Source organism: Caballeronia eucalypticola, from assembly GCF_047608185.1.
Lineage (GTDB): Bacteria > Pseudomonadota > Gammaproteobacteria > Burkholderiales > Burkholderiaceae > Caballeronia.
This window is the reverse complement of sequence record NZ_JBLKRU010000008.1, coordinates 91,354-102,904: the sequence shown is the minus strand read 5'-3', so window position 1 is coordinate 102,904 and position 11,551 is coordinate 91,354. Positions and strand designations below refer to the sequence as shown.

Sequence of the window (11,551 nt, the reverse complement as noted above, 5' to 3'; positions counted from 1 at the left end):
CGCTGCGAACGAAAGTGAATCGATCGATGGATGAAACGGGCGGTGATCTCGACCAGCGGCAGCCTTCAAGGCCTGCCAAAGGCTTCGCGCCGGGCGCATACGGAATGCTTAAAAAAGTCGTGGGGTATTATATGGCAAGACGTTTCACCCCTCGAATTTATGACGCCCCCAAACACCGATTTTCGCCTTACCCAGCTTCACGACTGGCTGCAACCCTTGGCCGAGCGGTATCGGCTGGATCTTTCAACGCTTGCTCCCGCTTCTGCCGACGCCAGTTTCCGTCGATATTTTCGGCTGGTTGCCGACTGCGACGCCGGCAAGACGCTGATTGCCGTCGATGCCCCGCCGCCCGAGAAGTGTCGCGAATTTGTGCAGGTCGCGGGGTTGCTGCGTGACGCGGGTGTTCATGTTCCGCAAATCCTGGAAACGGATTTCGATGCCGGCTTCATGCTGGTGAGCGATCTCGGCACGACGACCTACCTTTCCGTCCTCGATGAAAAGAACGCCCGGCCGATGATGCGCGCGGCGATTGACGCGTTGATCAAGTTCCAGGTGACATCGCGAGAAGGCGTGTTGCCTTCGTTCGATGAAGCGTTCCTGAGGCGCGAAATGAAACTGATGCCGGAGTGGTTCGTGGCGAAGCATCTGGGTCATACACTGGAGGCGGCCGAACGCAAGGTCCTCGACGACACGTTCAACGTTCTGGTCGAAAGCGCATTGGCCCAGCCGCAGGTTTTCATGCTGCGTGACTTCATGCCGCGAAACCTGATGGTCAGCGAGCCGAATCCCGGCGTGCTCGATTTTCAGGACGCGGTGTACGGGCCGTTAAGTTATGACATTGCGTCGTTGCTGCGCGATGCGTTCATCAGCTGGGAAGAAGAGTTCGAACTGGATTGCTTCGTGTACTACTGGGAAGACGCGCGCAAAGCCGGATTGCCCGTGAATGCGGATTTCGGCGAGTTTTATCGGCAGATTGAATGGATGGGCTTGCAGCGACATATCAAGGTGTTGGGGCTTTTTGCGCGGATTTATCATCGCGATGGCAAGCCGCAGTATCTGGCCGATTTGCCGCGATTTATTGGCTATGCGCGGAAAGTTTCGGAGCGGTACAGGCCGTTGCGTCCGTTTGCGCGGTTGCTCGATACGCTCGAAGGACGCGCCGTTGACGTGGGTTATACGTTTTGAGCGCCACGTTGAACTCCACGTTGACTACCGCGATGATTTTCGCCGCCGGGCGTGGCGAGCGCATGCGTCCGCTGACGGACTCGTGTCCCAAGCCGCTGCTTCTGGCGGGCGGCAAGCCGCTGATCGTCTGGCAGATTGAACGGCTTGCCGCGGCGGGTTTCAAGACGATTGTGATCAATCACGCGTGGCTTGGACGGATGTTCCATTCCAAACTCGGCGATGGTTCCAGGTGGGGCGTTCAACTGCGATATTCGGCCGAGATGCATGCGTTGGAAACAGCAGGCGGCATTGGGCATGCTTTACCACTGCTGGAAGAGAACGGCGAACCCACCGTATTCGCAGCAGTCAGCGGCGACGTGTTTTGCGAGTTCGACTACGCGAGCTTGCGCGAGCGCGCCGCGGAGATGGCGCTGGAAGCAACGCCGGCAATGCATCTGGTGATGGTGCCGAACCCGCCGTTTCATCGTCTCGGCGACTTTGCATTGCGCCAGGACGGCACCCTCTCGCTCGATAACGAGCCGCGCTTCACGTTCGGCAATATCGGTTTGTACGATACGCGCATGTTCCGCGATCTCGCTCCCAACACTCGGCGCGCATTGACGCCGTATTACCAGGAGACGGTCGCAGCAGGACGCGCCACCGGCGAGTTGTTTGAAGGGCGATGGGAGAACGTTGGAACGGCGGCGCAGTTGGAGGCGTTGGATAGGGTGTTGCGGGCCAGGTAGACGTGAACACTACTCCATCGTCCAAGGATCGATGATTGGGATGCCTGTCGCCTCGAAGTCCTTGCCGTTTCGAGTAGCGAGCACTGCATCACGGGCGTGGCAGATAGCGGCAATTTGCGCGTCGGCTGAACTGATTGGCCGGCCATGTGCCTCGCGTTCAGCTACGAGCATGGCGTAGCAACGGGCGGAGTCACCATCGAAGGGCAATACCCTGCCGGCCAGTTCTCCGTCGAGCATCGACTCGATCGCGCCGCGCAATGCGGTTTTGCGTCTGCCGTGCGCGAGCCGGGCAACACCATATAACAACTCCGCAACAGTGATGGCTGTAGTGTGCAGGTCCTGCGAATTCTGCGAATCGAGCCACGCTATTACGTTCTCGTCAGGCTCGGCTCGCATGAGTTCGGACAAGACGTTTGTGTCCAGAATGATCATTCCGGAAACTCGGCGGCCCGGGGCTGTTCCGTGCGATCCGGTAGCGACAGGCCCTCGTCGGCGAAGCTCGCGAAGCGTTGATGAACACGGCTGCCAAAACCGTTCACGTTTGCGGTACCCGCCAATGCGTTCTGTAAGATCACTCGCACCTCTTCTTCCATGGACCGGCCATGCCGGGCCGCTTCTAGACGAAGCAGCGCCTTCACTTGATCGTCCAGATTGCGAATTGTCAGCGTTGCCACTAGCCCCCCGATTTGCTGTCATTGACTGCAATGCTAGCACGAATTGAAAGCGTTGCCCAACTTACTGAAGTGCGCGCCAGGATGGGATTTTTCTTCAACTCGCTTTCCGAGCCATGCCCAATGCTCGAATTATTGTGCGATCGAACGATGCAATGCCGCTGAATTCGACTTTGCAATCTCGATCAGCTCGTCCGATAGTTTGAGTGTCACGGCCAAGTTGTATCCCTCACGCAAATAACGCGACCATTGTGGTTCACAATCAATCGTTCGCGGCTCACGAAGATCAATTGCGACGGCTTTTTACGCGATGCCTTTCTCAAACAATCCCAGCTAGACCGCCCCCGTTCGGCCCCTCCCCGGCCAAATGGTAAAATCCGCTACTCCTTTTGTCTCACTGCGCGGCTCCCCACCATGTCCGATACCCGTCCCGATACCCTTTTCGCCCTGACCGCGCTCTCGCCGCTCGATGGCCGCTACGCCGCCAAAACCGAGGCGCTGCGCGAGTGGCTATCGGAATATGCGTTCATGAAGCATCGCGTGAAGGTGGAAATTCACTGGCTGATCGCGCTGGCGCAAGCGGGATTCGATGAAATCCCGCGCTTCTCCAACGCCGCCGAAGACTGCCTCCTGCAACTCGCCGCACGCTTCACCGCGCACGATGCCGCCAGGATCAAGGACATCGAAAAGGTCACGAATCACGACGTGAAAGCGGTCGAGTACTGGCTGAAGGAATCCGTGAAAGGGCAGCCGGAACTCGAAAAAGCCAGCGAGTTCATCCACTTTGCGTGTACGTCGGAAGATATCAACAACACGTCGCACGGCATGATGCTGGCCGGCGCTCGCGAACATGTGTTGCTGCCTGCCCTGCGCTCGGTGCACGAACGTTTGGTCAAGCTGGCGCAGGCCAACGCTGCGCAGCCCATGCTCTCCCGCACGCACGGTCAGCCGGCAAGTCCGACTACGCTCGGCAAGGAAATGGCGAACGTGGCAGCGCGGTTGCAAGGTGCGATCGAGCGGATTGCCGAAGTGCCGATCCTTGGAAAGATGAACGGCGCCGTGGGCAACTTCAATGCGCATTTGTCGGCTTATCCGGAATTCGATTGGGAAACGTTCTCGAAAGCCGTGGTGGAAGACCGCCTGCAACTCACGTTCAATCCATACACCATCCAGATTGAACCGCACGACTACATGGCCGAACTCTTCGATGCCATCTCGCGCGCCAACACCATCCTTCTGGATCTCGACCGCGATGTGTGGGGTTACATCTCGGTAGGCTATTTCAAGCAGCGGACGAAAGCGGGTGAGATTGGGTCATCGACCATGCCGCATAAGGTCAATCCTATCGACTTCGAAAATTCGGAAGGCAATCTGGGAATGGCCAACGCGCTGCTGCGCCATCTCGCGGATAAATTGCCCATTTCCCGCTGGCAGCGCGACCTCACGGATTCAACCGTGTTGCGTAACATTGGCGTTGCGTTCGGCTATTCACTGCTTTCATACGACTCGCTGATTCGCGGGCTGGACAAGCTTGAAGTGAACGCCGCGCGCTTGAATGAAGATCTGGATAACTGCTGGGAAGTTCTGGCTGAGCCTATCCAGACGGTGATGCGCCGTTATGGCATTGAGAACCCGTATGAACAACTGAAGGAACTCACGCGCGGTAAAGGCATTACGCGGGAAGGGTTGCAGACGTTTATCAATGGTCTCGCCATTCCCGACGATGCCAAGAAGCTCCTGCTCGACATGACGCCGCATTCCTATGTGGGTAAAGCCGTGGAACTGGCGCAGCGAATCAAATAACGCACTGTTTTCAACCCGTGCAAAAGCCGCTCCAGTTTTTCGGAGCGGCTTTTTTTGCTTCAGATCCCGACAGAAATTTCGTGCGGCCTGATCGGTTCGAGGCACGCCAGTCGTAATCCGTCTTTGACGGCACGAGGTGGTCGCCCAAAAAACCGACCATGTCAAAACCCTTGCCGCCTTCGATGGGCGGCAACACATGTTTTACATACAATTGCGCATCGCCATCCATTGCCGGGCTCAACGTTAAGACAAGATCAGCGTGAGGTAAGGGCCCAGTTTCAGTCCCCGCGTTATTCGACGCCTGCGAGGCTCCCTGTATTTTCGAAGTCGAGCCGCGATCCGCCCTGCCTTCCAGCTCCGTGATCTCCGCCGGGGAGCGAGTGTTAATGCCAGTAGCCATTTGACGTCCCTTTCAGTAAGAAGTCAGCGCTTTGCTTAGTGATGGAGCGCGATGTGAACGCCTGCTGAACCAGCAACTCCGTGTTCGCGCTCGAGTGCTCGACCACGTTATACGTGCCCCCTCCCACGTGCGCCGCTCCATGCTGCTGCCACGCACGTTCGGATAAGCCAGTTACGTGCGAATTGGTTAGGTCGACGGAGTCACCCGCCTTGCCGTTGACGATCACCTGGCGTTTGCCATCGTCGACGAAAAGGTTGTGGCCGCCTAGAGAAAGGACGTCGGCGAGAGACAGAGTGAGCGCGTTATGGTGGCCGCCGAGATCAAATCCACCTATGTTGGGCGCATATGCGACTGGCAACGCAAACGCGAAACCGTTGAGATCGAGCGCGAGGTGATGGCCCAGAAACGCAACGGTGTCAAAACTCTTTCCCCCTGCTACACCCGTCAATGCCTGCCTCACGTACGCTTGCGAGTCGATTGCTGCCTCGGCATTCGCCGGCGGTGGAGGATCTGGCGGCACACTGCGATCGTTCTTTGCAGCGCCGGCTTCTACTTCTGCTGAAGCCTCCGTTGATCGCACGGTGAAATAATTTGGAGGGAAATACGCCTGCCCTGGCTCTCTGGCCGCGTCGAATACGCGAATTGCGTCTGTAGGTGCAACACTTTCTTCGAAGGTCGCCTGAACGCGTTCGGACGCTTCCACCGTGACGGCGAAATAGGTCGCGACGCGGCCTGTCCCGTAGTCCGTTGCCTGGACTGCGGAGAGGTCGTGAATACCATCGAACAGAGGGGTCGATAGTTGCAGCGGCCATGCGCCTTGTCCATTCGCCACCGCTACGCCGAGCAACGTGGCGCTGTCATACACGTCGACGGTGGCGAATGGATCGGCCCTACCCACAATCAATGGTGTTTCATTGTGGGTCATGCCGCCAGCCATTGTGCCGTGTATGGCGTCAACTACTGTGGCCGCCGGACAGAACAATTGTCGCCGCGCAGTGCCGCTTACTTCCGTTATAACCGCTTGGACCCGCGTATCTGTATCAGACGCCACTATTTGCATCCCCTTTTGATAAGGAATCGACGCGTTTTTTCACCCGACATTTCACGCCCCGGCTTTTTCTTGTAGCGTTTGGATGAGTGAAGGGACATTCCAATGTTGATTAGGTAGAGAAGTACTAACGCTTCTAATATGTCCTATGGCATGACTAAAGTAGTGTGATTTGCAGTGGGATATTTGATAGATCAGGATGTCGAATCAATGATTGAGAATATCGCAAAAAATATAGGTTAAATTCACCTATGCCGCGAAAGGCTATTCGGTTTATGACGCGAGTCGATCACATTGGTGCAACGCTTTATTGCATTTTTTGCTTGAGGGCGAGAGGACAAACTTTATAGACCAAGTAAAGAAATTATCTCGGCGTTTGCTTCTGTTGGCGCAGCGTCGTAGCGAGTCCTCGGACGGTGTAATCAGTTTGCGCTCCAATACGCGATTGCCATGAGAATTCGACTCGGCAAAAGGCAACAAAAGCCGTTCACGGATCACTCCGGTAACGGCTTGGCTTTCTGCTTGCGTTCTTGATCAACCGCTCTCCTCAACCAGCGAGAGCGGATTCACACCTTAATGCACGATGATCTGCACGCCTTGCTGAACCAGCAACTCGGTATGCGCACCCGAGTGCTCGGTACGCCCGACGGGCTCGTCTCGAGCACATAGATGTCATGCGTGCCGCTACCCAGATCCTTTTCGGGCTGAACCGTCCACTTGCCGTCCCCGCAAATAATGACCGAGCCGATCGGCGTTGCGCCGTCGTACATCGTGATCTTGTCCCCCGGCGTAACCGTCCCGCTCATGGTCGGATGCGGGTCACTTGTCGGACCGACAATCGGCACGCCGTGATCGTCGGTTATGCCGTTGATGACCGGCTTGACCGGCGCTGCTCCTGACGCAACGGTGACGGCCATTGGACCCCCGCCGCACCGGAGTGACCCGTGGTATCCGTAGTCAACGATCCTTCACTTCCTTCAACACTTTGTCCACAAGCTGCTCAGGCGACAACGCAATGTCCGCTTCAATCGCTTCGTCAGGTCCCGGCGGTTCAAGCGTATCGAGCTGGCTTTGCAACAACGCCGGGTCAAAGAAATGGCCCTTGCGCGTCTTGATCCGTTCGCGCAGCAATTCCGGCGATCCCTTCAAATAAACGAAGGTCACGTCCTTGTCGCCCTGGCGGAGAATGTCGCGGTATACGCGTTTCAACGCCGAGCACGCATACACATGCACGGTGCCGGTCGCCTGCTTTTCCACTATCGATGCCCGAATCGCATTCAGCCAGGGCCAGCGATCCTCATCCGTCAAGGGAATGCCCTTGTGCATCTTGTCCTTGTTAGCCTGGCTGTGAAAGCTGTCGGCATCGGCGAAATCGCAGTTCAGCCGCCGCGCCAGCATTTCGCCAATTGTCGTCTTGCCACAGCCGGATACACCCATCACGATCAATATCATCAGAATCTCCTTACACGACCGACGCTAGCACGAAGGTCAAACCCAAACCCATTACCGAAATGATCGTCTCGCACAGTGACCAGGTCTTGAACGTCTGACCCACCGTCATGCCGAAATATTCCTTGATCAGCCAGAAACCGCCATCGTTCACGTGCGAGAAAATCAGCGAGCCGCAACCGGTTGCCAGCACCAGTAATTCAGGGCTCACGCTCGCCCCTGCCGCCGATGCGATCGGCGCGACGATCCCGCACGCAGTGGTCATGGCGACAGTCGCGGAACCGGTTGCCAGACGAATCAGCGCCGCGACGAACCAGCCAAGCAACAGCGGCGATAAATGCGCGGCCGTTGCGACGGTTACCAGCTGCTGCGAAATCCCGCTCTCGCGCAGCACATTACCGAAGCCGCCACCGGCGCCCACAATCAATGTGATCCCTGCAATGGGCGCCAGCGACTCGCCGCAGAATTTCTGGATCTGCTCGCGATCAAACCCGCGCGACTTCCCGAAGCTCCAGAAGCTGAACAGCACCGCGATCAGCAACGCCACGTCCGAATTGCCGATGAAATGCAGCACATCATTCGGCAAGGTTTTCGGCGTGGAGATCAGGTCCGCCCAGCTGCCAATCAACATCAAGATCACGGGCAGCAAAATGGTGAACAACGTGATGCCGAAACCCGGCAGTTCGCGCGGCGGATCACCTTCCTTGCGTGAATCGATGAACTGCGCCGCGAGCGGATTGTGCTCTGGCAGCTTGATGTATTTGTGGATCAGCAACGCGAACAGCGGACCCGCGACAATCGCCGTCGGCACGCCGACGATCAGCCCGTACATGATCGTGCGGCCAATATCCGCGTGATACGCCTGCACGGCGAGCATGGCGGCCGGGTGCGGCGGGATCAGCCCGTGGACAACGGAAAGACCGGCGACCATCGGCAAGCCGATCAGCAGCAGCGACTTGCCCGTGCGCTTCGCCACGTTGAAAGCAATCGGAATCAGCAGCACAAAGCCGACTTCAAAGAACACCGGCAAGCCGACTATGATCGCCACGACCATCATTGCCCAGTGAATATGTTTTTCGCCGAACCACGCAATCAGCGTATTAGCGACTCTTTCGGCTCCGCCCGATTCGGCCATCATCTTGCCGAGCATCGTGCCAAGACCGACCACGATCGCTATGTGCCCAAGCGTATTGCCATTGCCCGTTTCGAAGGCCTTCACGATCTTGTCCATTGGCATGCCGGCGGCGAGGCCAAGCAGCAATGAAACGATGATCAGGACGAGAAACGGATAAACCTTGTAGCGCGTGATCAGCAGGATCAGCAGCCCAATTGCAATCACCCCGTACACCAGCAGCATGCTGCCGTGGACTGGCTCCATGTAGCGCCTCCCATGTTCGTTGATGTTCCTTTCCTGCGCTGCGGTTTTCATCGACTTTCAGAACGGACGATGGATCAACGCGTGCAGTCGGCTAATGACTGTTGCGGATTTTACTTGCAGGTTGAGAAACTCGCGCGGTAAGGGTGTCCAAATGTGAAAAAACCACCGCGGTCGAGTGCGGAGGTTTTTGGGTTACTACTTATTGCGAAGGGTGAGGCGTGGACTGGCCCTCCTTGCGCACGTCAGTGCTGTGGTGGCGCCAGCGTGCTCGCTGCACGAGCGAGACGTGTGACCTCTTCCCAGTTGCGCGCGGTGAGCGCAGCCTTGGGCGTCAGCCACGAACCACCCACGCACACCACGTTCGGCAGCGCCAGGAAGCTCGGCGCCGTTTCAGCGGTGATGCCGCCCGTCGGGCAGAACTTCAAACCGGGGAACGGACCGTTGAGCGCTTGCAACATCGCGATGCCGCCCGCCTGTTGTGCCGGGAACAGCTTCACGATTTCGTACCCGAGCTCTATTGCCACGATGATGTCCGTCGGCGTCATCACGCCCGGCAGAAGCGGCAGTTCGCAATCGAGCGCAGCCTGGTGGATGTCTTTCGTCAGTCCCGGCGATACCCCGAACTGCGCGCCCGCTTTCTTGGCTTGCCCGCAATGCTCAGGCTTGGTGATCGTGCCAACACCGACCACGATGTCATCGGCCAAATGGCTCGCCCGTTCTATTGCTTCAAGTCCTGCTGCCGTGCGCAACGTGATCTCGAGAACCTTCACACCACCCGCGTGCAGCGCGCGCGAAACGCTTTCGCCCTGTTCGGCCGATTCGAAAGCAAGCACCGGAATAACCGGCCCGAGGCGCACGATTTCGCTTACTGATTTCATTTGTTGCTCCTTATGTTGGATCTCTTCGGCTGCATGGCACTTCTTAGGCAAAGTTGCCTTTACTTCGCCTCTCCGACCATCGGGCCGAACACTGACGCGCCCAGCTCCGCCGGCATCGCTGCGTTGCGGAACACGCCGAACAGCTCGCGTCCAAAGCCTACTTCGTTTTCCGCCTGATGCTTCGGCTGCTCGACTTCACGCGCAGCCCATTCGCCAGCATCAATCTCAATATCAAGCACGCCCTTGTTTGCATCGATAACAATCATGTCGCCCGTGCGGACCTTACCAATCGGACCGTGCAGCAACGCTTCCGGCGAGATATGGATCACGGCGGGAACCTTGCCCGATGCCCCCGACATGCGCCCGTCCGTCACCAACGCCACATGGAAGCCCTGATCCTGCAACACGCCGAGAAGCGGCGTCAACCGGTGCAACTCCGGCATGCCGTTCGCGCGCGCTCCCTGGAACCGCACAATAGCCACGAAATCACGCTTGAGCTCGCCGTTATCGAAGGCTTCTTGCACTTGTTCCTGCGAATCAAAAACAATCGCCGGCGCCTTCACGTGCCGATGCGCGTCCGCCACCGCCGAAATCTTGATGACGCCGCGACCGAGCTTGCCTTGCATCAGACGCAGACCGCCATCGGGTGCGAACGGTTCCTTGTGGCTGCGTAAAACTTTTGTGTCGTGGCTGGATTCGGCGCCGTCGACCCATTGCAGCTTGCCATCGATTAATTTCGGTTCGCGCGTGTAGTGCTTGAGGCCTTCGCCCGCGACCGTTTTAACGTCTTCGTGCAGCAACCCGGCACTGAGCAAATCGCGCACCAGATACGCCACGCCGCCGGCAGCGTGGAAATGGTTCACATCGGCCTTGCCGTTCGGATAGATCCGCGCCGTCAGCGGCACGGCTTGCGAGAGCTCATCGAAGTCATTCCAGTCGATCACGATGCCCGCCGCGCGCGCGATCGCCACAAGATGCAGGGTGTGGTTGGTCGAACCGCCTGTTGCCAGCAACGCAACGATGCCGTTCACGATGGCTTTTTCATCGACCACATGGCCAACCGGCGTGTAATGGCCACGCTCGACCGTCAATTCGAGAACGCGCTTGGCGGCTTCTGCGGTCAGCGCGTCCCGTAATGGCGTATGCGGATGGATGAACGCCGAACCCGGCAGATGCAAGCCCATCACTTCCATCAGCATCTGGTTGCTGTTCGCCGTGCCGTAGAAAGTACACGTGCCGTGGCCGTGATACGCAGCGGCTTCCGCTTCGAGCAGCGCGTCCCGGTCGCACCCGCCCGTTGCGAACTGCTGGCGGACCTTGGCCTTGTCGTCGTTCGTGAGGCCGCTGGTCATGGGCCCGGCGGGCACGAAAACAGTTGGCAGATGACCGAATTGCAGCGCGCCAATCAAGAGGCCCGGTACGATCTTGTCGCAGATGCCGAGGCACAGGGCGGCATCGAACATATTGTGGGTCAGCGCGACCGCCGTGCTCATGGCAATCACTTCGCGCGAAAACAGCGACAGTTCCATGCCCGCGTTGCCTTGCGTCACGCCATCGCACATGGCAGGAACGCCGCCGGCGAATTGCGCCACACCGCCCGCTTCGCGCGCTGCCTGCTTGATGATGTCGGGATAATTCTTGAAAGGCGCGTGAGCCGAGAGCATCTCGTTATAAGACGAAACAATGCCGATGTTCGGCTCTTTGACCGCCTTGATCGAGATTTTTTCCTGGCCCTCAAGGCCGGCGAAGCCGTGCGCGAGGTTGGCGCACGACAATGCGCCGCGGGCGGGGAAATGACCTTGGGCGCCATCGATACGCGCCAGATACGCCGCGCGCGTCGGCTTACTGCGCTCGATCACGCGTTGCGTCACGGTGTTGAGATGCGAATGCGGGGAAACCATCGAAACTCCTTCGCCGATGGGCGGCGAGCGGGCGATTGACGCCAGGTTGAACGATCGCGGGATACCGGGTTGATTTTGTTTTTGAGACGTCCCGTGCCATGAACAGAATTTTA

At 58.0% G+C, this 11,551-nt stretch carries 12 protein-coding genes; 3 read left to right on the top strand and 9 right to left on the bottom strand.

Annotated features, from left to right (window positions below):
• The first annotated feature begins 159 nt into the window (after positions 1-159).
• Together ACMX25_RS12015 and murU are read left to right on the top strand one after the other, a co-directional pair.
• Positions 160-1,185, top strand: a complete 1,026-nt coding sequence (locus ACMX25_RS12015; RefSeq protein WP_414950121.1) for an aminoglycoside phosphotransferase family protein — start codon at positions 160-162, stop codon at positions 1,183-1,185.
• A gap of 8 nt (positions 1,186-1,193) precedes the next feature.
• Positions 1,194-1,910, top strand: a complete 717-nt coding sequence (gene murU, locus ACMX25_RS12010; protein WP_414950119.1) for an N-acetylmuramate alpha-1-phosphate uridylyltransferase MurU — start codon at positions 1,194-1,196, stop codon at positions 1,908-1,910.
• A 9-nt stretch (positions 1,911-1,919) separates the two neighbouring features.
• Here murU and ACMX25_RS12005 read toward each other — a convergent pair whose 3' ends face one another.
• Together ACMX25_RS12005 and ACMX25_RS12000 are read right to left on the bottom strand one after the other, a co-directional pair.
• Positions 1,920-2,342 carry a type II toxin-antitoxin system VapC family toxin gene (locus ACMX25_RS12005; RefSeq protein WP_414950117.1) on the bottom strand — a complete coding sequence of 141 codons (423 nt, stop codon included), beginning with the start codon at positions 2,340-2,342 and terminating at the stop codon, positions 1,920-1,922.
• Positions 2,339-2,584, bottom strand: coding sequence for a FitA-like ribbon-helix-helix domain-containing protein (locus ACMX25_RS12000; RefSeq protein ID WP_414950115.1), 246 nt, complete (start codon positions 2,582-2,584; stop codon positions 2,339-2,341). Before ACMX25_RS12000 ends, ACMX25_RS12005 begins: the two co-directional genes overlap by 4 nt.
• A gap of 411 nt (positions 2,585-2,995) precedes the next feature.
• Between ACMX25_RS12000 and purB the strand changes: the two genes are divergently transcribed.
• Complete coding sequence (gene purB / locus ACMX25_RS11995; protein WP_414950113.1) at positions 2,996-4,384, top strand: adenylosuccinate lyase; 1,389 nt, start codon at positions 2,996-2,998, stop codon at positions 4,382-4,384.
• 10 nt (positions 4,385-4,394) lie between these two features.
• Here purB and ACMX25_RS11990 read toward each other — a convergent pair whose 3' ends face one another.
• From ACMX25_RS11990 to edd, 7 genes are all read right to left on the bottom strand, one after another.
• Complete coding sequence (locus tag ACMX25_RS11990; protein ID WP_414950112.1) at positions 4,395-4,784, bottom strand: hypothetical protein; 390 nt, start codon at positions 4,782-4,784, stop codon at positions 4,395-4,397.
• On the bottom strand, positions 4,768-5,709 hold the full coding sequence (locus ACMX25_RS11985; protein WP_414950110.1) for an Ig-like domain-containing protein: 942 nt from the start codon (positions 5,707-5,709) through the stop codon (positions 4,768-4,770). Before ACMX25_RS11985 ends, ACMX25_RS11990 begins: the two co-directional genes overlap by 17 nt.
• 689 nt (positions 5,710-6,398) lie before the next feature.
• A complete protein-coding gene (locus ACMX25_RS11980) occupies positions 6,399-6,749 on the bottom strand; it encodes an Ig-like domain-containing protein (RefSeq protein WP_414950108.1) in 351 nt (116 codons plus the stop codon).
• A gap of 40 nt (positions 6,750-6,789) precedes the next feature.
• Positions 6,790-7,284: a gluconokinase gene (locus tag ACMX25_RS11975; RefSeq protein WP_414950106.1), complete on the bottom strand. Its 495-nt coding sequence runs from the start codon at positions 7,282-7,284 to the stop codon at positions 6,790-6,792.
• Between the two features lie 10 nt (positions 7,285-7,294).
• Positions 7,295-8,659, bottom strand: a complete 1,365-nt coding sequence (locus ACMX25_RS11970) for a GntP family permease (RefSeq protein ID WP_414950104.1) — start codon at positions 8,657-8,659, stop codon at positions 7,295-7,297.
• 242 nt (positions 8,660-8,901) lie between these two features.
• Positions 8,902-9,537, bottom strand: coding sequence for a bifunctional 4-hydroxy-2-oxoglutarate aldolase/2-dehydro-3-deoxy-phosphogluconate aldolase (gene eda / locus ACMX25_RS11965; RefSeq protein ID WP_414950103.1), 636 nt, complete (start codon positions 9,535-9,537; stop codon positions 8,902-8,904).
• A 59-nt stretch (positions 9,538-9,596) separates the two neighbouring features.
• Positions 9,597-11,438 carry a phosphogluconate dehydratase gene (edd, locus tag ACMX25_RS11960; protein ID WP_414950102.1) on the bottom strand — a complete coding sequence of 614 codons (1,842 nt, stop codon included), beginning with the start codon at positions 11,436-11,438 and terminating at the stop codon, positions 9,597-9,599.
• Positions 11,439-11,551: the final 113 nt, after the last annotated feature.